This is a genomic window from uncultured Peptoniphilus sp. (genome assembly GCF_946998875.1).
In the GTDB taxonomy this organism is placed as follows: Bacteria; Bacillota; Clostridia; order Tissierellales; family Peptoniphilaceae; genus Peptoniphilus_A.
This window is the reverse complement of record NZ_CAMQAY010000003.1, coordinates 1-21,494: the sequence shown is the minus strand read 5'-3', so window position 1 is coordinate 21,494 and position 21,494 is coordinate 1. Positions and strand designations below refer to the sequence as shown.

General features: G+C 33.3%; 20 protein-coding genes. 18 read left to right on the top strand and 2 right to left on the bottom strand.

Features of this window, described 5'->3' with window-relative positions; translation table 11 throughout:
• The first annotated feature begins 13 nt into the window (after nucleotides 1-13).
• The 17 genes from asnS (at nucleotide 14) to Q0U74_RS01995 (ending at nucleotide 18,584) form a co-directional block, all read left to right on the top strand.
• Nucleotides 14-1,402 (top strand): asparagine--tRNA ligase, encoded by a 1,389-nt coding sequence (gene asnS / locus Q0U74_RS02075; protein WP_297392451.1) that lies wholly within the window; start codon nucleotides 14-16, stop codon nucleotides 1,400-1,402.
• Between the two features lie 8 nt (nucleotides 1,403-1,410).
• Nucleotides 1,411-3,822, top strand: a complete 2,412-nt coding sequence (leuS, locus tag Q0U74_RS02070; protein WP_297392450.1) for a leucine--tRNA ligase — start codon at nucleotides 1,411-1,413, stop codon at nucleotides 3,820-3,822.
• 47 nt (nucleotides 3,823-3,869) lie between these two features.
• A complete protein-coding gene (locus Q0U74_RS02065; protein ID WP_297392449.1) occupies nucleotides 3,870-4,745 on the top strand; it encodes a YicC/YloC family endoribonuclease in 876 nt (291 codons plus the stop codon).
• 19 nt (nucleotides 4,746-4,764) lie between these two features.
• Nucleotides 4,765-5,385 (top strand): guanylate kinase, encoded by a 621-nt coding sequence (gene gmk, locus Q0U74_RS02060; RefSeq protein WP_297392448.1) that lies wholly within the window; start codon nucleotides 4,765-4,767, stop codon nucleotides 5,383-5,385.
• Nucleotides 5,382-5,684 (top strand): DNA-directed RNA polymerase subunit omega, encoded by a 303-nt coding sequence (gene rpoZ, locus Q0U74_RS02055; RefSeq protein WP_297392447.1) that lies wholly within the window; start codon nucleotides 5,382-5,384, stop codon nucleotides 5,682-5,684. The genes gmk and rpoZ overlap by 4 nt, the downstream gene beginning before the upstream one ends.
• 1 nt (nucleotide 5,685) lies before the next feature.
• On the top strand, nucleotides 5,686-6,879 hold the full coding sequence (gene coaBC / locus Q0U74_RS02050; RefSeq protein ID WP_297392446.1) for a bifunctional phosphopantothenoylcysteine decarboxylase/phosphopantothenate--cysteine ligase CoaBC: 1,194 nt from the start codon (nucleotides 5,686-5,688) through the stop codon (nucleotides 6,877-6,879).
• A gap of 28 nt (nucleotides 6,880-6,907) precedes the next feature.
• Nucleotides 6,908-9,250: a primosomal protein N' gene (priA, locus tag Q0U74_RS02045; protein ID WP_297392445.1), complete on the top strand. Its 2,343-nt coding sequence runs from the start codon at nucleotides 6,908-6,910 to the stop codon at nucleotides 9,248-9,250.
• 4 nt (nucleotides 9,251-9,254) lie between these two features.
• Nucleotides 9,255-9,728 carry a peptide deformylase gene (gene def, locus Q0U74_RS02040; RefSeq protein WP_288167068.1) on the top strand — a complete coding sequence of 158 codons (474 nt, stop codon included), beginning with the start codon at nucleotides 9,255-9,257 and terminating at the stop codon, nucleotides 9,726-9,728.
• 2 nt (nucleotides 9,729-9,730) lie between these two features.
• Nucleotides 9,731-10,657, top strand: a complete 927-nt coding sequence (fmt, locus tag Q0U74_RS02035; RefSeq protein WP_297392444.1) for a methionyl-tRNA formyltransferase — start codon at nucleotides 9,731-9,733, stop codon at nucleotides 10,655-10,657.
• Nucleotides 10,657-11,346, top strand: a complete 690-nt coding sequence (locus Q0U74_RS02030; protein WP_297392443.1) for a zinc metallopeptidase — start codon at nucleotides 10,657-10,659, stop codon at nucleotides 11,344-11,346. Before fmt ends, Q0U74_RS02030 begins: the two co-directional genes overlap by 1 nt.
• Nucleotides 11,346-12,638 (top strand): 16S rRNA (cytosine(967)-C(5))-methyltransferase RsmB, encoded by a 1,293-nt coding sequence (rsmB, locus tag Q0U74_RS02025; protein ID WP_297392442.1) that lies wholly within the window; start codon nucleotides 11,346-11,348, stop codon nucleotides 12,636-12,638. Before Q0U74_RS02030 ends, rsmB begins: the two co-directional genes overlap by 1 nt.
• A 98-nt stretch (nucleotides 12,639-12,736) precedes the next feature.
• The gene (rlmN, locus tag Q0U74_RS02020) at nucleotides 12,737-13,756 is read left to right on the top strand and encodes a 23S rRNA (adenine(2503)-C(2))-methyltransferase RlmN (protein WP_297392441.1); all 1,020 of its coding nucleotides are present in this window, start codon (nucleotides 12,737-12,739) and stop codon (nucleotides 13,754-13,756) included.
• Nucleotides 13,757-14,473, top strand: coding sequence for a Stp1/IreP family PP2C-type Ser/Thr phosphatase (locus tag Q0U74_RS02015; protein WP_297392440.1), 717 nt, complete (start codon nucleotides 13,757-13,759; stop codon nucleotides 14,471-14,473).
• Between the two features lie 7 nt (nucleotides 14,474-14,480).
• Nucleotides 14,481-16,457: a Stk1 family PASTA domain-containing Ser/Thr kinase gene (pknB, locus tag Q0U74_RS02010; protein ID WP_297392439.1), complete on the top strand. Its 1,977-nt coding sequence runs from the start codon at nucleotides 14,481-14,483 to the stop codon at nucleotides 16,455-16,457.
• Complete coding sequence (gene rsgA, locus Q0U74_RS02005; RefSeq protein WP_297392438.1) at nucleotides 16,457-17,308, top strand: ribosome small subunit-dependent GTPase A; 852 nt, start codon at nucleotides 16,457-16,459, stop codon at nucleotides 17,306-17,308. The genes pknB and rsgA overlap by 1 nt, the downstream gene beginning before the upstream one ends.
• Nucleotides 17,308-17,952, top strand: a complete 645-nt coding sequence (gene rpe / locus Q0U74_RS02000; protein ID WP_297392437.1) for a ribulose-phosphate 3-epimerase — start codon at nucleotides 17,308-17,310, stop codon at nucleotides 17,950-17,952. The genes rsgA and rpe overlap by 1 nt, the downstream gene beginning before the upstream one ends.
• Nucleotides 17,949-18,584: a thiamine diphosphokinase gene (locus tag Q0U74_RS01995; protein WP_297392436.1), complete on the top strand. Its 636-nt coding sequence runs from the start codon at nucleotides 17,949-17,951 to the stop codon at nucleotides 18,582-18,584. The genes rpe and Q0U74_RS01995 overlap by 4 nt, the downstream gene beginning before the upstream one ends.
• Nucleotides 18,585-18,652: 68 nt before the next feature.
• Here Q0U74_RS01995 and Q0U74_RS01990 read toward each other — a convergent pair whose 3' ends face one another.
• Both Q0U74_RS01990 and Q0U74_RS01985 read right to left on the bottom strand, forming a co-directional pair.
• Nucleotides 18,653-19,891, bottom strand: coding sequence for a carboxylate--amine ligase (locus Q0U74_RS01990; protein WP_297392435.1), 1,239 nt, complete (start codon nucleotides 19,889-19,891; stop codon nucleotides 18,653-18,655).
• A gap of 61 nt (nucleotides 19,892-19,952) precedes the next feature.
• The gene (locus tag Q0U74_RS01985) at nucleotides 19,953-20,918 is read right to left on the bottom strand and encodes a TIGR01212 family radical SAM protein (RefSeq protein ID WP_297392434.1); all 966 of its coding nucleotides are present in this window, start codon (nucleotides 20,916-20,918) and stop codon (nucleotides 19,953-19,955) included.
• Nucleotides 20,919-21,020: 102 nt separating this feature from the next.
• Here Q0U74_RS01985 and Q0U74_RS01980 point away from each other — a divergent pair.
• A partial coding sequence (locus Q0U74_RS01980; RefSeq protein WP_297392433.1) for a lipopolysaccharide assembly protein LapB occupies nucleotides 21,021-21,494 on the top strand: 474 nt, incomplete at its 3' end.

Sequence of the window (21,494 nt, the reverse complement as noted above, 5' to 3'; positions counted from 1 at the left end):
ATTAGGAGGAATTATGTCAATTAGCATTAGAGATATTTTTAAAAATCCAGAAGATTTTTTAGATAAAGAAATAGTATTAAGTGGTTGGATAAAGACAAGTAGAGCTTCAAAAAACTTTGGTTTTATTGAGCTCACAGATGGAACTGTTTTTAAGCCAATTCAAGTAGTTTATGGTAAGGAACTTTCAAATTTTGATGAAATTGAAAAATATCCAATTTCTTCATCTCTAGAAGTTACTGGAAAGATTGTTAAGTCACCAGGGAAAAATCAATCCTTTGAACTACAAGCAAATAAGATTGTTGCCATTTGTTCATCTGACCCATCTTATCCTCTTCAAAAGAAGAGACATACAATGGAATATTTGAGGACAATTGCCCATCTTCGTCCTAGAGCAAACACCTTTAATGCTGTTTTTAGAGTTAGGTCACTAATTGCCTATGCAATTCACAAATTTTTCCAAGAAAAGGGATTTGTATATGTTCACGCTCCAATAATTACAACATCTGATGCTGAAGGCGCAGGAGAAATGTTCCAAGTTACAACTCTTGATATAGCTAGCATAGCAAAAGCAAATCCAACAGAAGTTGATTATTCTAAGGACTTCTTCAACAAAATGACTCACCTAACTGTATCAGGTCAACTTGAAGCTGAAGCTTTTGCAGAAGCCTTCAAAAATGTTTACACTTTTGGACCTACTTTTAGGGCAGAAAATTCAAACACACAAAGACACGCTGCTGAATTTTGGATGATTGAACCAGAAATGGCCTTTGCAGACTTAAATGTAAATATGGATGTTTCAGAAGAAATGTTAAAGTACATCATTTCTTATGTCCTTGAAAATGCACCACAAGAAATGGAATTCTTCAACAGCTTCATCGACAAGGGTCTATTAGAAAGACTTCACAATGTAGTTGAAAATGAATTTGCAAGAATAACTTATACAGAAGCTATTGAAATTCTTGAAAAAGCTGATAGAGAATTTAACTATCCAGTTAGCTGGGGGATTGACCTTCAAACTGAACACGAAAGATATATAACAGAAGAAGTTTTCAAAAAACCAGTTTTCGTAACAGATTATCCTAAGGAAATCAAAGCCTTCTATATGTATGAAAATGAAGACAAAAAAACTGTTGCAGCAATGGACCTTCTAGTACCTGGAGTCGGCGAAATCATTGGAGGAAGCCAAAGGGAACACAGACTAGATTTTCTTGAAGAAAAAATGAAAAACATTGGCATGAATATGGATACTTACGATTGGTATCTTGATCTTAGAAGATATGGATCTGTAGTTCACTCTGGTTATGGCCTAGGCTTTGAAAGAGCTGTAATGTATATAACTGGAATGAAAAACATTAGAGATGTCATTCCATTCCCAAGAACTGTTGGAAACGCTGAATTTTAGGAGATAATATGAATAAATATACACCAAGTGAAATAGAAAAAAAGTGGCAAGACTTTTGGGATGAACATGAATCCTTTGTCTGCAAAAATAATTCTGACAAAGAAAAATTCTACGCCCTTGTAGAGTTTCCTTATCCATCTGGACAAGGACTTCATGTAGGACATCCAAGACCTTATACTGCTCTTGATATTGTTTCAAGAATGAAGAGAATGCAAGGATATAATGTACTTTTTCCAATGGGCTGGGATGCCTTTGGTCTTCCAACTGAAAACTATGCAATAAAAAATAAAATTCATCCAGCTATAGTTACAAAAAATAACATTGCCCACTTTAAGGAACAGTTAAAATCAATTGGATTTTCCTTTGATTGGTCAAGGGAAATTAACACAACTGACCCAGAATATTATAAGTGGACACAATGGATTTTCTTACAATTATATAAACATGGACTTGCCTACAAAAAGGAAATGCCAATAAACTGGTGCCCTTCTTGTAAAGTAGGACTTTCTAACGAAGAAGTTGTAGGTGGCAAATGTGAAAGATGTGGCGAAGAAGTTGTAAGAAGAGTTAAGAGCCAATGGATGTTAAAAATCACTGAATATGCAGATAGACTTATTAATGACCTTGACGATTTAGACTTCATCGAAAGAGTTGTCACACAACAAAAAAATTGGATTGGACGAAGTGAAGGGGCAAGCATAAATTTCTCACTTAAAGATTATGATGAAAAGCTTGAAGTTTTCACTACTAGACCAGATACAATTTACGGTGCAACTTATATGGTAATTGCACCTGAACACCCACTAATTGAAAATCACGCAGATAAAATTGAAAACTTAGATGAAATAAATGCCTATAAAGAAGAATGCGCTAAGAAAAGTGAATTCGAAAGAACTGAACTTGAAAAAGACAAAACTGGTGTTGAAATTAAGGGAATTAAGGCAATAAATCCTCTTACAAATAAAGAAATACCTATTTGGATTTCAGATTATGTTCTTATGACTTACGGAACTGGTGCAATTATGGCAGTTCCTGCTCATGATGACCGTGACTACGACTTTGCAAAGAAGTTTGGTCTAGAAATTATTCCAGTAATTGAAGGTTCAGATGTTAGTGAACATGCAAACACTGAAACTGCAACAGGTAAAATGATAAACTCAGGAATTTTAAATGGTCTTGAAGTTAAAGATGCCATTGCTAAGATGATTGATTATCTTGAAGAAAATAAGCTAGGCGATAGAAAGATAAATTATAAATTAAGGGACTGGGTTTTCTCAAGACAAAGATATTGGGGAGAACCAATACCTATAGTTCACTGCGATAAATGTGGTTATGTTGCTCTTCCAGAAGAAGAACTTCCACTTTTACTTCCAGAAGTTGAAAACTATGAGCCAACTGATTCAGGTGAATCACCACTTGCAAAGATGACTGATTGGGTTAATACAACTTGTCCAAAATGTGGTGGCCCTGCAAAAAGAGAAACTGATACAATGCCACAATGGGCTGGCTCATCTTGGTACTTCTTGAGATACACTGATCCCCACAATGATAAAGAGCTTGCAAGTAAAGATGCCCTTGATTATTGGATGCCAGTAGACTGGTACAATGGAGGAATGGAACACACTACACTTCACTTATTATATTCAAGATTTTGGCACAAATTCTTGTATGACATTGGAGTAGTTCCAACTAAAGAACCTTATCAAAAGAGAACTTCTCACGGCATGATCCTTGGTGGCAACAATGAAAAAATGTCTAAATCAAGAGGAAATGTTGTAAATCCAGACGACATTGTAAGAGACTATGGTGCCGATACACTAAGATGCTATGAAATGTTTATTGGAGATTTTGAAAAGCCAGTTCCATGGTCAGAAAATGGCGTTAAGGGCTGTAGAAGATTTTTGGAAAGAGTTTGGAATTTACAAAGCTTAGTTGTTGATGGCGATAAATATTCAGAAGATTTAGCATCTGAAATTCACAAGACTATTAAAAAAGTTACTGAAGATTATATAAACTTAAAGGCAAATACAGCCATTGCACAACTTATGACACTTTCAAATGAATTTAGTTCAGCTGGAAAAATCACAAAAGAAGATTTTAGAACTTTCTTAATTTTATTAAATCCAGTTGCTCCACATATAACTGAAGAATTGTGGCAAGTTTGTAACTTAGATGGAGTTCTTTCTGAGCAAGTTTGGCCTAAGTATGACGAAAAAATGACTATTGACGATGAAATTGAAATCCCAGTTCAATTTAATGGCAAGGTTAGATACACAATTAAAATTGCTAGAGATGAATCACAAGATAAGGTATTTGAAGTTGCAGAAAAGGATGAACTTTTTGCAAAAAATACTGAAGGAAAGAAAGTTGTAAAGAAAATTTATATTCCAAATAAGATTGTAAATATAGTTGTAAAATAAAATGAAAAGCACTTTATAGTGCTTTTCGTTCTTTATGAGGAGTTTTTATGAATAGTATGACTGGCTACGGCCTTTTTGAAAAGAGAAGCCATGATTTTTATATAAAGGTGGAGATGAAATCAGTTAACAATAGATACCTTGACATAAATGTTAGGATGCCATCATCTATTATGTATGCTGAAGAATCTGTAAAATCTTTTATAAAAAGTAAGATTAAAAGAGGCAAGGTAGATGTCTTTATAAATTTTGAATATTTAGACTCTAGCGATGTTAAAATTGATGTTGACTATGAGCTTCTAAATAAGTATATTAGTATAAGTAAAGATTTACAGGAAAAGTTTGGAGTGATAGAAGATCTTTCTTTTTCTAAATTAATGGAAGACCCCAATATTTTTAAACCACAAAAGGCTGAATTTGATGGCGACTACATTAAAGATGAGCTATTAAAGGTAGTTGAACTTGCTGCCAAGGATTTTGTTGAAGCTAGAAATATTGAAGGGGAAAAAATTAAGGAAGATTTTCTAGTAAAATTAGAAGAAATAAAAAATATTACTAATTTTATAGAAAGTAGAGCTCCAATTACTCTTAAAGAAAATGAAGAGAGACTTAGAGAAAGAGTTAGTGAATACTTGGACTCTAGCGAGATAGATGAAGATAGAATTTTGACTGAAATTGCAATTATGTTAGACAAGCTTTCCATTGACGAAGAAATTACTAGATTGAAAATACATATAGATAATTTTAATGATATAATAAGGTCAGAGGGAGCCCTAGGCAGAAAGTTAGATTTTCTCATCCAAGAGATGAATAGGGAATCCAACACAATTGGTTCAAAATCAAATGATATTGAAATTACAAGCAAGGTTGTACTGCTTAAATCTGAAATTGAAAAATTGCGTGAGCAAGCGCAAAATGTTGAATAATAAATAGGATGGTGATAATTTGGACGGCGGATTTTTATTAGTTTTATCAGGTCCTTCAGGTTCTGGAAAGGGAACTGTCAGTGAGGCTCTCATGAAAAACAACGACGATATAATTTTTTCTACTTCCGTAACTACAAGAACGCCCAGACCAGGTGAAGTTAATGGCGAGAATTACTTTTTTGCCACAAGAGAAGAATTTGAAAAAATGGTAGAAAATGATGAGCTTTTGGAACATGCCTTTGTTCACACAAATTATTATGGTACTCCCAAAAAGTTTGTCTTTGATGAAATTGCTAAGGGCGAAATTGTACTTCTTGAAATTGATGTACAGGGAGCTTTACAAGTAAAAGAGAAATACAAAGAAGCAGTCTTCATATTTTTAATTCCTCCAACTATGGATGAACTTAAATCTCGTCTTGTTAAGAGAGATACGGAAACTGAAGATGAAATAGAAACAAGGTATAGAAATGCCTTTAGAGAACTTGACTTTGTTGGTGAATATGATTACTTTGTTATAAATGATGTAATAGATAATGCCGTTAAGGATATCGAAACTATTATAGCAGCAGAAAAACTAAGAGTTAAAAGACATAAAAATATCAAAAAGGAAGTTCAAGCAGAAGAGGAGAGAAATAAATGATTATACCATCTTTTAAAGAATTAAGTGAAGTTGCAAATTCTAGATATGAACTTGCAATCCTAGTTTCCAAGAGAGCAAGAAAATTAATTGACGGAAACCCAAAACTTATTGATACAGATAGTGAAAAGCCAGTAACAATTGCATTAGAAGAAATAATGGCTGGAAAGATTAAATTTGGTGAAAAGTTATCTGATTCTCAATATGAAAAGAAAATTGCAGAAGAAAAAGAAGAATTAATTGCAAAAATTAAACAAGAAAAAATAGAAGAATTAAACTCAGAAGACTTAGAAGAGGAATAAAATGTTAAAGGGTAAAAAAATTCTTCTTGGAGTTACAGGTGGAATTGCAGCCTATAAATCTCCAGGTATTTGCAGTTTGCTGAGAAAATTAGGAGCAGAAGTTAAGGTTGTAATGACAAAAAATGCAAGTGAATTTGTCACGCCTCTAACTTTTCAAACTATGTCAAATAATATAGTCCATTTAGAAATGTTCAATCAATTATTTAACATGGATGTGGAGCATATTTCTCTTGCCAAGTGGGCTGATATAATTGTAATTGCACCAGCTAGTGCCAATTTAATTGGCAAGTTTGCAAATGGCATTGCCGATGATATGCTAACTACAGTTTTAATGGCATCTCGCTCAAAGGTTATGCTTGCGCCTGGCATGAATACTGTCATGTTAAATTCTGAAGCTAATCAAAAAAATATGAAGACTCTAAGAGATAGAGGAGTTATTATTTTAGATACTAAAGAAGATATATTGGCTTGCAATGACTATGGCAGTGGAAAAATGCTTGAGCCAAGTGAAATTGTGGACGAGATAGATAGGGCTCTAATGGAAAAGGACTTGGAAGGCAAACATGTTGTTATAACGGCAGGTCCAACTGTAGAACCCCTTGATCCAGTTAGATTTATTTCAAATTATTCTTCAGGTAAAATGGGCTATGCCTTGGCAGATAATGCAAAGAAGAGAGGAGCCAAGGTCACTCTAATTTCTGGGCCAACAAAAATAGATATTCCAAAGGTTGATAACTTTGTGAGAGTTAAAACTACAAGAGACATGTTTGAAGCTGTTGGAAAATATTTTGATGATTGCCATGTATTAATTAAAGCTGCGGCACCAAGTGATTATAGACCTAAATCTTATAGCGAAGAAAAGATTAAAAAGGGTAACGACAGTCAAATGAATTTAATCGAAATGGAAAAGAATCCAGACATTGCCGCTCACTATGGAAGCATGAAGAAAAATCAAATTATAGTGGGATTTGCAGCTGAGTCCACAAATATTTACGAGTATGCCAAAGAAAAACTTGTAAAAAAGAATTTTGATATGATTGTTGTAAATAATATTAAGAAAAAGGGAGCAGGTTTTGGAAGTGACACCAATATAGTTTCTATTATCAGCAAAAATAACACTGATGACTTAGAAATTATGAGTAAACAAGAACTTGCCAAGGAAATTTTAGATAGAGTAAAAAAACTTATGAGCTAGAGAAATCTAGCTCTTTTGTAGGTGAAGAATGTTTGCAGATATTTTTATAGAAAATAATTTTCAAAAAATCGATAAACTTTATACATATTTAGTAAAAGATGACCTTAAGCCAGGTATGCGTGTTCTTGTTAATTTCGGCAAGTCTTACCGAGTTGGTATCGTCCTGTTTTTGCATGCAAATTATTCTGGTAAACATTTAGACAAGCTAAAGGAAATTCATTCAGTCCTAGACGATGAGCCAATTATTTCAGAGGACTTAATTGAACTTGGTCTTTGGATGAAAGATAGATATTTAATTGGTTACTCAAGAGCCTTTGCGCCAATTTTGCCGCCAGGAAATTTGCAAAAAATAAAAAAGAAAATTATTGTGGAAAAATATCCTCAGGGAAAAGAACTTGAAGAATTAAATTCAATTGACTTAAATAAGTATTTTGAAAATTTAAGGGAAGATGAAAAGAAAATCATAAAAAAATTAAGGGCAAAGGGCTTTGTAAAATATAAGTATGATTCACTTGTTCTTCTTAAACCAAAGCTTGTAAATTATCTTAAGCTTTCAGAAAAATTTGACCCAAAAAATTTAGAAAATTTAAGTGAAAAGCAGGCCCAAGTTTTTAATTTTATCAAAGAGAAAAAAGATGTCTCTCGTGTTGAAGTCATGTCTCTTCTTGGAATTTCTTATTCGCCAATAAAAACTCTAATAAAGAAAGATTTAATTTGCGAATACAAAAAAGAAGTTAATAGGGAGCCAGTGGAAAAGAATTTTGTGACAGAGAAATTAGCTTTAAACGAGGAACAACAAAGGACACTTGCTAGTATTTTAAGAACAGATAAAGTAGTTTCTCTTATACATGGTCTTACTGGTAGCGGCAAGACTGAGGTCTACTTAAATCTTGCATCGAAGGTAATAGAAGAGGGCGGAGAGGTTATTGTCCTTGTGCCCGAAATTGGTCTCACTCCACAAATGATTGAAAGGTTTAAGGGAAGGTTTGGCGACAGGGTTGCAATTATTCACTCAAAACTTTCTTCGGGAGAGAGATATGATGAGTACAGAAAAGTTTTAAATGGCGAAGTAAAAATTGTGGTGGGCGTAAGAAGTGCAGTTTTTGTTCCCTTTAAAAATTTAAAAATGATTATTGTAGACGAATCTCACGACTCATCCTATGAATTTCACGACAACTTAAAGTACGATACTATAGAAGTTGCCATTAATAGAATGAAAAATAGAGGTAAAGTTGTCCTTGGTTCTGCAACTCCATCAATTGAATCCTATTTTTATGCCAAGAGAGATTTTTACAATCTATGTGAGTTAAAGAATAGGGCAAAAAAGGGAGCCTTTCTTCCAGATACAAAAATTATTGACATGAGAGACGAGCTAATAAGGGGAAATATTTCTATTTTTAGCAGAGATTTGAAAAATGCAATGGAAGAAAAGCTAAAAAAGAAGGAACAAATAATTTTATTTTTAAATCGTCGTGGCTTTTCAAATTTTATATCCTGTAGATCTTGTGGTGAAGTCATTAAGTGTCATGAATGTGACATATCAATGACTTATCACAAGGCAAAGAATAGGCTAATCTGCCACTACTGCGGAAGCACAAAGCCACTACCAAAGGTATGTCCAAGCTGTGGCTCAAAATTCATCAAGCAATTTGGAGTTGGCACGCAAAAGGTTGAAGAGGAAGTAAAAAAATTATTTCCAGATGCGAGAGTTCTTCGCATGGATAGGGATACGACGACAAAGAAGGATTCCTATGATAAATTTTATGAAATTGTAAAAAATAGGGAAGCTGATGTAATTATTGGGACGCAAATGGTCTCCAAGGGTTTTGACTTTGAAAATGTAACTCTAGTTGGCATTGTGGCAGCAGATATGTCACTATATATTTCTGATTACAAGGCAAAGGAAAGGACCTTCCAACTTATAACCCAAGTCTCTGGTAGAGCTGGTAGAGCATCAAAAAAGGGTCAAGTTATTATTCAAACCTATAGTCCTGACTCTGAAATTATAAAATATTCTGCCAGCGGAGATTATGAAGATTTTTATAATTATGAAATTGAAGAGAGAAAATTATTTTTATACCCACCCTACACAAAGTTAGTTGAGCTTGAATTTTCTTCCTACGATGAAAGTTTGACTGAAGCTTGGGCAGAAAAATTTTTAAGGCAAATGTCCATGGACATAAAAAATTTAGATTTAATGGTGACAAAATTTATTAAGTTGCCAAAGATAAAAAATATAAATAGGACCAAATTTTCAGTAAAAGTTAAGCCAAAAGATTTAGCTTTGTTAATATATGGTCTTAAAAGGGTAATTATTAATAGCAAGATAGAAGAAGATAATAAAGTATTTTTAAATATAGATTTTAGGTGATTAAATGGCAACAAGAAAAATTAGAGAGGATGGAGATCCAATACTAAGAAAACAATCAAAGCAGGTAACAAATTTCAACGATAGATTAAAACTTTTAATTGACGACATGTTTGAAACTATGGATGTGGCTTATGGCGTTGGGCTTGCTGCACCTCAAGTTGGAATTTTGAAGAGGCTTATTGTAGTAGATAATAGAGAGGAAGAAGAGGGCAAGAGATTTTACATGATTAACCCTGAAATTTTTGAAAAAGAAGGGGAAGAAGTGTCTATGGAAGGCTGCCTATCTGTTCCTGGAAAACAGGGAACTGTTAAGAGAGCAAAAGATATAAAAGTTAGATACAATGACTTAGCGGGCGAAGAAAAAATCATGGAAGCTGAAGACTTTTTGGCGAGAATTATTCAACACGAAGTTGATCACTTAGATGGAATTTTATACACAGACAAGGCAATTGAAATGTATGAAGCGGAGAGTGAATAGTGATGAAATTTATCTTTATGGGGACTCCAGAATTTTCCGTTCCTATTTTAGAAAGGCTCCATAAATTAGGTCAAGTTGCCCTTGTAGTTTCTCAAGAAGATAAGAGAAAGGGAAGGGGCAAAAAATTCACGAAGACTCCAGTAAAAGTTAAGGCTGAAGAACTTGGTCTTGAAGTTTATCAGCCTCATGATGTAAATTCTGAGGAGTCCATAGAAAAACTTAGAGAAATCCAGGCAGACATAATTGTTGTCGTTGCCTATGGACAAATTTTAAAGAGGGAAATTCTTGACCTTCCAAAAAAATATATTGTTAATGTTCACGCATCACTACTGCCAGAATTAAGAGGAGCTGCCCCAATTAATAGGGCAATAATGGAAGGCAAAGAAAAAACTGGCGTGAGTCTCATGAGAGTGGAAGAAGGACTTGATTCTGGTGCAGTTTCTGCTGTAAAAGAAATTGACATAAAAGACATGAATGCCGGAGAGCTTGAAGATAAACTTTCTCTTATGGGAGCTGATCTCTTAGAAGAATTTATAAGAGAAGTGGAAGAAGATAAAGTTAATTTCACTCCCCAAGATGAAGGCAAAAAAACTTATGCAGATAAAATTTTAAAGGATGACTTGCTATTAAATTTCAATGACAAGTCAAAAAATCTTGTAAATAAAATTAGGGGACTTAGCCCACATTACGGGGCAAAATTTTCCTATGAGGACAAGCTTTATAAAATTTTTGCTGCAGAAGAAATAGAAAATTCATCAGATAAAAAAGTTGGAACAATAATAAAATCTGATAAGGAACTAATTATTAAAACATTAGATGGCGCCATTTCTGTAAAGGAAATTCAAGCACCGGGAAAGCGCGCCATGAGAATTGATGATTTTCTTCGTGGAAATAAATTTGAAGAAAATTATGTCATAGGAGGGAAATAATGTATCCATATTATTACGGTTTTGATTACACTTATTTTATTTATATACTTCCAGGTCTAATTCTCGCATTTTATGCACAGGCAAAGATAAGTTCAGCCTACGAAAAATACAAGAAAATAGGCTCTTCCACTAATTTAAGTGGGGCAGAAGTTGCAAGAGAAATTTTAGATAGAAATGGATTAAATTATGTAAAAATAAATTTAGTTGATGGAAATCTTTCAGACCACTATGACCCAAGAGATAAAACTTTAAATTTATCTCGCGATGTCTATTACAAAAATTCCATTGCATCAGTTTCTATTGCTGCTCATGAAGTTGGTCATGCAATTCAAGATTCAGTGGAATACGTACCACTAAAAGTTAGGGCTGCCCTAGTTCCCCTTGCAAATTTAGGAACTCAACTTTCCTTCTTTTTAATAATACTTGGATTTTTCTTCTCAGTATTTTTTACAAAACTTGGCATTGCACTATTTTTCTTTGCAGTTTTATTTCAAATTGTTACCCTCCCAGTTGAGTTTAACGCCTCAAATAGAGCAAAAATAGAACTTGCCAATGGAATTATTAGTGATGAAGACTTAAGAGGCACCAAAGAAGTTTTAAACGCAGCAGCACTTACTTATGTAGCATCAACAATAGTTGCAATTGGACAATTTTTGAGATTACTTAGCATTTTTGGAAGAAGAGATTAATGAAAAACCCAAGAGAAAAAGCACTACAGATTATTAACGATGTCCTCTACAAGGGGGCATTTTTAGAAGAAAGTCTTGAAATTTTAAAAAAATCTAATATTGATGAGAGAGATTACAATTTTATAAAAGAAATCACTACAGGCGTAATTCGCAATAGAACTTACCTGGATTATGTAATAAAAATAAATTCAAGAGTAAAAATAAAAAGAATTCACAAAATTATTCTAAGTATTTTAGAGATGGCAATTTACCAAATGTATTTTTTGGACAAGGTGCCAGATTATTCAATTGTAGATGAATCAGTTAATCTTGCAAAAATTTACGGAAATAGAGGTTCAATTTCCTTTACAAATGGAATTCTTAGAAGCATTTCCAAAAAGGATGCTCCACAAGTAAAGATTGAGGACAGCATAGATAATCTCTCAACTTTTTATTCTCATCCAAAATTTTATACAGAATACTTTTATAAAAATTATGGGGAAGAATTTACAAAAAAACTTTTAAAGGCAAATAACGAAATGCCACCCTTTACAATTAGGGTGAATACTTTAAAGACAAGTAAAAGCGACTTGATGAGTAATCTAAAAGAACTGGGTTTTGAAATAGAGGAGACAGTTTATGACAATGCCCTAAATATTTTAAATCCCAAGGGAATAATTGACACAAAATATTTTGATGAGGGACATTTTTATGTGCAAGACCTGGGATCAATTTTAGTCGCAAGCTTTTTAAATCCAAGGGAAAATAGCAGCCTGTTAGATTTATGCGCAGCACCAGGCGGAAAGAGCACTCATCTCGCAGAACTTATGAATAACACTGGTGAAATTATTGCCTGCGACAAATCTCAAGGTAAGATAAAGCTAATCCAAGAAAATGCAAAGAGACTTGGTGTAAAAAATATTGAGACAAGGGTAAATGATGCAAGAATTTTAAATAAAGACTTTATAGATAAGTTTGACTATGTCTTAGTTGACGCCCCTTGTTCAGGAACTGGACTTTACAGAAAAAAACCTGACATAAAATGGAATAAGGACCTAGAAGATATAAAGTCACTTGCTGAAATTCAACTTGAAATATTAGATAAGGCAAAGGATTATGTAAAAGATGGGGGAGAACTTTTATATTCAACTTGCTCTCTTTCAAAAATTGAAAACGAAGATGTAGTAAATAAATTTTTAGAAAATAATAAAAATTTCAAAATAAAAAAATTAAGAGATAGAGATGTTTTAAAATTATTTCCATCGACAGATGGAAGTGATGGATTTTCTATTACTCTTATGGAAAAAAATTGACTGTGAGCTTTCGCAGTCTTTTTATTTGATTAAATTTTCAAATCTATTTCTATTTGCCCATATCTAATGGTATAATGTTTAGATGAATAGGTGGTTTAATGGAATTAAATTCTATGTATGAAGATGAGCTGCGTGAATTTTTTGAAAATAAGGGTGAGAAAGCTTTTAGAGGCTCTCAACTTTTTACTTTTTTTCACGACAAGAAGAGATTTGATATAGAAAATTCAAATCTTTCAGAAAAGGCAATCTCCATAATTAAAGATGAAGAAATAAATAAGGTAGAAATTTTTAAGATTTTTGATTCAAAATTAGATGAAACGAAAAAATTTCTATTTAAGTTAAAGGACGAAAACTTAATAGAGGGTGTCCTCATGGACTACAAGCATGGCTATTCTCAGTGCATCTCAACACAAGTTGGATGTAGAATGGGCTGCGATTTTTGTGCGTCAACAAAGTCTGGTCTTGTGAGAAATTTAAGTTCAGCAGAAATGTTGGGTCAGGTCTATGAAATAGAGAAGGCTTTAAATATTAAGGTTTCTAATTTTATTTTAATGGGAAGTGGCGAGCCCCTAGATAATTTTTCTGAGGTTCTTAGATTTATAAAGCTTCTTCACAATGAAAAGGGACACAATACAAGTTATAGGAATATTACAATTTCCACTTGCGGCGTGGCAGATAAGATTTATGAACTTGCAGATATAAATATTCCAATTAATCTGGCTGTAAGTCTTCACCAAACTAATGACAGTGATAGGTCGGCACTTATGCCAATTAACAGAAAATTTAATTTAGCTGACTTAAAGAAAGCCTTGAAATATTATGGTGACAAGACAAATAATAGGATTACCTTTGAATACACTTTAATTAAAAATCAAAATGATGGCAAAAAAAATATTGAAGAGCTTTATAATTTTGCTAAAAATATGAAATGCCATATTAATTTAATACCTTTAAATCCAATTGATGAATTTGATGAAAAAAGACCTTCCAAATCTGAAATCATTGAATTTAAAGATAAACTTGAGAAAAAAGGATTTAATGTAACTATAAGAAGAGAACTTGGAAGGGACATCAGCGCTTCGTGTGGACAACTAAGGCGCAAAGTTGAGGTGAAATAAATGAAAGTAGTATCAGCAACTAATGTAGGCAACTACAGAAAAAATAACGAGGATTGTTATTTTGTAAATGAGTCAAAAAATTTATATATATTAGCTGATGGCATGGGTGGACATCTTGCCGGTGAAAGGGCTTCAAAGATGGCAACAGAAATTATTGCGTCGGATTTTGAAAAGGCTAAGGAAATTAAGACTATTGAAGATGCAATTGAAATCTTGTCTTCTTCTATTAGAGATGCCAACCGAGAAATCTTCAATAGCTCTGAAGAAAATGAAGATTATAGGGGCATGGGCACCACAGTATCTGCTGGCATAATTTTAGGAAGTGTTTTAATTTATTCCAATGTAGGCGATTCAAGAATTTACAGGATAAATAAAGATATGGAGCAAATCACAAGAGATGATTCCTTTGTAAATTACTTGATGGAGATTGGAGAAATTACTGAGGAAGAGGCAAGGGTTCATCCAAAGAAAAATGTGCTAACAAAAGCCATGGGAACGACAGCGGACTTAGATGTCTCAGTAAACACTTTAAAGATTGAAGAAAATGACATATTTTTATTTTGTTCAGACGGACTTACTAATATGATTCCTGATGAAGAAATTTTCAAAATAATAAAAGAAAATATTCCAGAAGTTGCCAAAGACAAACTTTTGGATCTCGCCCTTAAAAATGGCGGCATGGATAATATTACATTTATTTTAGTAGTTAATAAGTAGGTGGGCAATGATAAATAAAATTTTAGCAAATAGATATGAAATATTAGAAAAAATTGGCACAGGCGGCATGGGTAATGTTTTTAAGGCTCATGATAGAAAGCTTGATAGAATTGTTGCCATTAAGGTTTTAAAATTAGAATACAACGAAGACAATAATTTTATTAGAAAATTTAAGAGGGAGTCCCTAGCAGCTGCAAGCATTTCTCATCCAAATATTGTAAGTATTTATGATGTTGGAACAGAAAAAGTGGAAGACAAAGAAGTTCACTACATTGTAATGGAATATATCGATGGGAAAACTCTTAAAGATTTAATAAATGATGAGGGCAGACTTTCTGAAAAGAGGGCTTTAAATTACTGCATTCAAATTGCAGAGGCTTTAAAGGTTGCTCACTCAAAGCATATTGTTCACAGAGACATTAAATCTCAAAATATAATGGTTACTCGTGACGACAGAATTAAGGTTACAGATTTCGGAATTGCAAGAGTTGCTGACAACACAACTGTCACTGCAACTAATGCTGTCATGGGTTCAGTCCACTATTTTTCACCAGAGCAAGCTAGAGGTGCCAAGGTAGATAATAGGTCTGACATATATTCTCTAGGAATTGTGCTTTTTGAAATGCTCACTGGAAGACTTCCTTTTGACGCAGACAATCCAGTTTCTGTTGCCCTTATGCAAGTTCAGTCACAAATGCCAAAGCCATCTGATTTTATCAAGAGCATAGATCCTTCTGTTGACGCATTGGTTTTAAAGATGACTGAAAAGAACCCAGATGACAGATATAGAGATGTCTTTGATTTAATTAAGGATATAAAGGACTACACAATTGGAGCAAAGACTTTTTCTGTCAAAAGGGATTATGAAGATGATGACAGAACTGTTGTCACTCCAAATATAAATAGAAGACCTAATAGAAATCATTCCAGCAACATGGACATGGACACGAGAAAACCTAAGAAGGTTGTAAAGAAGAAAAAATCTGCAGCTCCTGCCATACTTGGAATCTTCTCTGCCATAGTTATAATTGCTCTACTTATTTATGTAGTGCCAAAGGCTATTAAGGGAATGAAGAGCGGCGATGTAGTAGAAAAAATTGCCGTTGAAAATTATATTGGTAAGACTAGAGAGGAAGCTAAAGAGTTAATTGAAGCTCAAGGTCTTGTCCTCGATGTAAATACAGTGGAAAATGAAAATGAACCTGACGGAGTTGTTCTTGGTCAAAAACCTGAAGAAGGAATTTCAGTAGACAAGGGCTCAACTATTACTCTTGAAATAAATGAACTTCCTGATTCTGTTCCAGTTCCACCTCTTAAGGGACTAACTAAAGAAGAAGCACAAAAAACTCTTGAGGATAATTCCTTAAAACTTGGTTCTGTGGAAGAAGAATTCAACGAAGAAGTTGAAGAAGGTAAAGTAATTTATTCTAACCCAGATGGCGGCTATTCTGTAAAGAGAGGTACAGCTGTCAAGGTTATAGTTTCTAAGGGCGTTGACAAAACTCCTGTTGTTTTAAGCGACTACAAGGGCATGGACCAAGATGTAGTTGTAAATCAATTAAAGAGCTTAGGTTTTACAGTTGTAATTGAAAATGGAAGAAGCAACAAAGTTGCTGAAGGTCAAGTATATGACATGGATCCAAAGCCAAATCAAAGCGTTGAAAAGGGCTCAACTGTTACTCTATATATTTCAAAGGGAGCAAAAATTAAAGAAGAGGAAGAAACTGAAGGCAATGAAGAAAATCAAAATGAAGAAAACTACAATAAAGTAAATCATGTCAAGGTTAAAGTTCCTGACGATGGCACTACTCACAATGTTTCTGCCGAAAGAGTAAAAGATGGCAATGGAAATAAAATTAGTGCTACTTCAGTTTGGAATTACAATATTGAAGGCGGAGAAGTCAGCAATGTTGAACTAATTGGTCCTGGCGAATACAATATCTATGTTGATGGCAATATTGTAAAGACTGAGAAGATAAAGTAATGATAGGAAAAATTATTAAACTGACAGGTGGCTTTTACTATATAAAGTCTGGCGACGAAGTTTTTGAAAGTAGAGCTAGAGGAAATTTTAGACACTGCAAAGTAGAGCCTATTGTTGGTGATGATGTAGAATTTAAATACGAAGAAAAAACTCTGGGATATATTGAAAAAGTATATCCCAGAAAAAATATGCTCACAAGACCAAGGGTTAGCAATGTTGACTTAGCTCTCATTGTTATACCAGTTTTGGACCCCAAATATAATCTTGTGATTATAGATAAGACTATTATTCAAGCAGAGTATGAAGGCATTGACCTTTCTGTAGTTATAAACAAGGCAGACCTTGATAGAAAAAATGCAGAAGAGCTTGCAAGGATTTATCAAAATTCTGGCTTTGAAACTTTTGTAATTTCAGATAAGGATGACAATATAGAAAATCTTAGAGCTTATCTTCATGGAAAGACTGTTGCCCTTTGCGGAGTATCTGGGGCAGGAAAATCTACTATCACATCAAGAATTTTAAATAAAGAAGTTGAAGTGGGTAAGGTTTCTGAAAAGACTAAGCGTGGTAAACACACCACTAGACACACAGAAATACTCTATAATGAGGATATTTATATTTTTGATACTCCTGGCTTCTCTTCACTATCTTTAAAGATAGATGAAGAGGATTTAAAAAATTATTTCAGAGAATTTAAAAATTTTAATAATTGCAAATTTAACAATTGCAATCACATAAAGGAGCCCAAGTGCGCCGTAAAGGATGCAGTTGATAGGGGTCAAATAGAAAAGTCAAGATATGAAAATTATTTGTACATTTTCAATGAATTAAAAGAAAAAGGAGAATACTAATGATTTCACCTTCATTACTTTCAGCAGATTTCACAAATTTAGAAAAAGAATTTAAAATTATGAATGAAGAAAAAGTGGACTTTGTTCACTTGGACATTATGGATGGAAATTATGTGCCAAATATTTCCTATGGTCCAGGGGTGGTAAAAAAGCTTAGACCTCTAACTGAGATTCCCTTTGACACTCATCTTATGATTGAGAGACCAGAAAACTTTATTGAAGAATTTGTAAAAGCTGGCTCAGATATAATTACAATTCATCCTAGCACAACTAAGCATCTTGATAGAACTCTTTCTCTTATTAAGTCCTATGGCAAAAAGGCAGGGCTTGCCCTAAACCCTGGAGATGGTCTTGACCTTCTTGACTACAATTTAGAAAATGTTGACTTAGTCTTAATTATGAGCGTCAATCCTGGCTTTGGCGGACAAAAATTTATCCCATCTGCACTTAGAAAAATTAAAGAGGTAAAAAAATTAATCAAAGAGAGAAATCTAAATACACTGATAGAAGTTGACGGTGGCGTTAAACTTGACAATGCAAGGGAAGTCCTTGAGGCTGGGGCTGACATCTTAGTTGCAGGTTCAGCAATATTTGAAAAAGATAAGACGAGAGAAAATATTAAGGCCTTTAAGGAATTACTATGAAAAAAGCACTTTTAATTTCTGGCGGGAGACAAGTTTCCAAGCAATTATTAGAAAAATATGGAGACAGATTTATCTTAGTCGCTGATGGAGGCGCAAGACTTTTAAAAAAATATGATCTTGTTGCAGACCTTCTTCTTGGAGACTTAGATTCCATTGGCGATGAAACTCTTTCCTATGTAAAAGAACATAATATTAAAATAAAAAAATTTCCTACAAAAAAAGATTTAACTGACACTGCCCTTTGCATTGACTATCTCTTAGAAGAGGGCTACAAGGACCTTGTAATACTTGGAGCCTTGGGAACAAGACTTGACCACGAGCTTGCCAATCTTTACAATCTTAAAATGCTTTATAAGTTGGGAGTTTCTGCAAAAATTGTTGACGACTACAATGAAGTAATTTATGTAGAAGAGGGCGAATATGAATTTGAAAGGTCTGACAAAAAATATTTTTCCCTAATAAATGCAGGCGACAAAATGAGCTTCACAACTAAGGGACTTTACTACGAAGTGGAAGACCTTGAAATAAATGCCATGAATCCAAGTAGGGCTGTGAGTAATGTTATGCTTGGCGACAAGGCGAAAATAATTATAAATTACGGCTCAGCCTTTATAATTCAGTCGAGAGATTAATCACAATTTAAGTTTAAATAGCAAAAACCAGTTCTGTGAAAAACTGGTTTTTTTAATACTCTTATATTTTATTTTTCTAATTTATAATACATCTTGTAGTGTTTTATTGAGCCGTACTTTCTCTTTAGATAAGTTATCATTCTACTAATGCTAAAGTCCTTCTTGTTGTTAATTGTAAACTCGTAGCCATTTTTTAAAAGCTCATCAATGGTTTTATGGTACTTTTCATTTGTGTACTCTTTTAAAAGTTTTGGATGGGCATTCATCCAAATTTTTGATGTTTCTTTATGGTAGTAGACTTCTTCTTCAAAGCCTAAATCTAAAAGGTCTCTGATGTAGAAGTCTAATACATTAACGCCACCAGCAGCCATAAAGTAATGACTTTGTGGAAGTCTCAAGTTCATTTCAAAGGCCTTGTAAGCCTTATCTCTTGCGTCATATTTTAAATCTATATTTGAGTAGCCTGTGTAGCCAATGGATTCAAGTTTTTCCTTGTAAAATTTAAAAAGCTCTGGCATGTACTTTGTATAAATTGCGTCGTTATTTCCAATTCTAAGTGGGAGTGGATCAGCAAGAAGAATTTGTCCATAAACCATCATTCGAACCTTGCCAGTTTTGTCACAGTAGACATTAAAGGAAGCTTGGTTAGATGCAGGACCAGGAATATATTCTTGCACAAGCATTGTGCCCTCGTAGTGATTGTCGTCGTAAATAGTTTTTACAACGGATTCAAGCTCCTCATAACTGTAAATTGTGTAGACCTTGTACTTATTTGGAAAAGACAATTTTACATAAGAGATGGAGTCATTAGGTTTAAGTATAAGTGGAAACTGTAAATCAAGTCCTTCAATTTCTTTTGAACTATTTATAATAGCATATTTTGGATAGGGGATTCCCAACTCTTGGCAAGATTTATAAAAGTCAATTTTATTTTCAAGCCTTGCGTTTAAATCACTTGAAGGCGTGTTGAACTTGTAATATTCTTTTATCTTTTCCTTGTTGTTGGAAAGAAGTTTTGAATATTCGTCGCCGCAAGGAATTGTTATTAAAGTTGCATCCTTATTTTCTTCAGCAAATTTTACCATTTCAGATAAAAAAACTTTGTCATCAGAAAAATTTTCGATGATTTTTCTATCTAAGATGCGAGACTTGTCAGTGGCAGGTAGTGCCTTTTGACAAAAAACTGTGGAAATTAAGTCGTAATTGTCATTTAAGATGCGGGCAATTCCATAGGCATTTTCGTCAGAACCGAGAATTACAAATTTTACATTTAATTTTTTTATTATATCTTTAGAAATATTTTTCATGTTTCTCCTTTATAATCTATTTTTACATTACCTAACATTATACACTAGAGATAAGTATTTTTTAAGCCTTCTGAGAAAAAGCCATATCTTTACTTTTCCAATATTCTGCAATTTCTTTTATTTTTTCTTCAGTGACAATATCTTTATTCTTTTCCTTTAAAATTTTATCAATTTCGGAAATGACAGAAAGCTTGTCGGCACACCAAAGAGGCTCAAAAAGTTTTTTCTTTGGTGGATCGCCAGTTATTCTGTGGACTACAGTTTTCTCGTCAATATTTTTAAGGGCATAAAGGATTGTGTCAATATATTCTTCTCTTGATAAAATTTTAAATTTTTTATTATTGTAGAGTTCATGTATTGGCGAGTCCTTTAAGATATATAAGTTGTGAAATTTTACTCCAAAGGGTGCCACTTCTTTTATGTATTTAATTGTATTTTCAAAGTCCTCTTTCTCTTCAAAGGGAAGTCCAAAAATTGCGTGAATTAAAAATAATAAGTTTGCTTCCTTTAATTTATTTAAAGTTTCATCAAAAACTTGGTGAGAGTAACCGCGATTTATAAGCTTAATTGTATCTTCCTTTACACTTTGCATGCCAAGTTCTAGCCAAAGTGTCTTCTTGTGGGAAAGGTCCTTTAAATATTTTATCTTTTCATCATCTAGGCAGTCGCAGCGAGTTGCAATTGAAATTCCAACTATGTCATCTCTATTACAAACTTTATCGTAAATATTTTTTAAAGACTGGAGAGAGCCGTAAGTGTTGGTAAAATTTTGAAAGTAGGCAATATAATTTTTTGCCTTCCATTTTTTCTCAAGAAATATTTTTTGAGAATCAATTTGCTTAGCTAGGGTAAAATTTTTTGAAGCTGCAAATTCTCCGCTGCCCTCATCAGAGCAAAAGATGCAGCCATTCTTAGATAAAGTCCCATCTCTATTGGGACAGGAAAAGCCGCCGTCCAGAGAAAGTTTTACGCTTTTGCCAGAAAAATACTGGCGAAAAAAATCATTAAAGGATAAAAATCGTCTCATTACAATAAATCACCTAATACATTATATATTTTTTTAAAAATTATTTCCATGACTTTGAATTTATAAAAAATACTATATAATATAATAAGAATTGAGGTTTTTATGGACTTAAAATTTAAAAATTATTTAATTTTAGCAGAAGAATTTTTGTTAGAAGGCGACTGGGACAAGGCAGAGGATTTGTTACTTAAATCTTTGAAGTTTACAAAAGAAGAAGATGTTGATGAAAAAATTTCTGTCTATTTTGAGTTATCTGACATATATCTTAAAAAAGAAAATTATAGGGAGGCAAAAATTTATTTTGAAAAAATTTTGAGCCTAAGGGAAATGGCTGGAGCCTACTATGGTCTTGCCATCACCAATGATTTTTCCAAGGGAGATATATCTTATTCAATAAAAAATTATAAAAGGGCAATTGAGCTTGACGAAAACTATGACAGAGCTCATTATTATCTGGCTCATGCCTATGACAAGATTGGTGAAACTGAACTTGCCATAGAAGAATTTAAAAAGGTTCTCGCCATAGACCAATATGACTTTGTAACTTATAATGATTTAGGCTCAATTTATGAAATA

What these genes read in the sequence shown, in the direction of transcription:
- asnS (WP_297392451.1), top strand. Translation starts at nt 14, where the DNA reads ATGTCAATTAGCATTAGAGATATTTTTAAAAATCCAGAAGATTTTTTA.
- leuS (WP_297392450.1), top strand. Translation starts at nt 1,411, where the DNA reads ATGAATAAATATACACCAAGTGAAATAGAAAAAAAGTGGCAAGACTTT.
- Q0U74_RS02065 (WP_297392449.1), top strand. Translation starts at nt 3,870, where the DNA reads ATGAATAGTATGACTGGCTACGGCCTTTTTGAAAAGAGAAGCCATGAT.
- rpoZ (WP_297392447.1), top strand. Translation starts at nt 5,382, where the DNA reads ATGATTATACCATCTTTTAAAGAATTAAGTGAAGTTGCAAATTCTAGA.
- coaBC (WP_297392446.1), top strand. Translation starts at nt 5,686, where the DNA reads ATGTTAAAGGGTAAAAAAATTCTTCTTGGAGTTACAGGTGGAATTGCA.
- priA (WP_297392445.1), top strand. Translation starts at nt 6,908, where the DNA reads ATGTTTGCAGATATTTTTATAGAAAATAATTTTCAAAAAATCGATAAA.
- def (WP_288167068.1), top strand. Translation starts at nt 9,255, where the DNA reads ATGGCAACAAGAAAAATTAGAGAGGATGGAGATCCAATACTAAGAAAA.
- fmt (WP_297392444.1), top strand. Translation starts at nt 9,731, where the DNA reads ATGAAATTTATCTTTATGGGGACTCCAGAATTTTCCGTTCCTATTTTA.
- Q0U74_RS02030 (WP_297392443.1), top strand. Translation starts at nt 10,657, where the DNA reads ATGTATCCATATTATTACGGTTTTGATTACACTTATTTTATTTATATA.
- rsmB (WP_297392442.1), top strand. Translation starts at nt 11,346, where the DNA reads ATGAAAAACCCAAGAGAAAAAGCACTACAGATTATTAACGATGTCCTC.
- rlmN (WP_297392441.1), top strand. Translation starts at nt 12,737, where the DNA reads ATGGAATTAAATTCTATGTATGAAGATGAGCTGCGTGAATTTTTTGAA.
- Q0U74_RS02015 (WP_297392440.1), top strand. Translation starts at nt 13,757, where the DNA reads ATGAAAGTAGTATCAGCAACTAATGTAGGCAACTACAGAAAAAATAAC.
- pknB (WP_297392439.1), top strand. Translation starts at nt 14,481, where the DNA reads ATGATAAATAAAATTTTAGCAAATAGATATGAAATATTAGAAAAAATT.
- rsgA (WP_297392438.1), top strand. Translation starts at nt 16,457, where the DNA reads ATGATAGGAAAAATTATTAAACTGACAGGTGGCTTTTACTATATAAAG.
- rpe (WP_297392437.1), top strand. Translation starts at nt 17,308, where the DNA reads ATGATTTCACCTTCATTACTTTCAGCAGATTTCACAAATTTAGAAAAA.
- Q0U74_RS01995 (WP_297392436.1), top strand. Translation starts at nt 17,949, where the DNA reads ATGAAAAAAGCACTTTTAATTTCTGGCGGGAGACAAGTTTCCAAGCAA.
- Q0U74_RS01990 (WP_297392435.1), bottom strand. Translation starts at nt 19,891, where the DNA reads ATGAAAAATATTTCTAAAGATATAATAAAAAAATTAAATGTAAAATTT.
- Q0U74_RS01985 (WP_297392434.1), bottom strand. Translation starts at nt 20,918, where the DNA reads ATGAGACGATTTTTATCCTTTAATGATTTTTTTCGCCAGTATTTTTCT.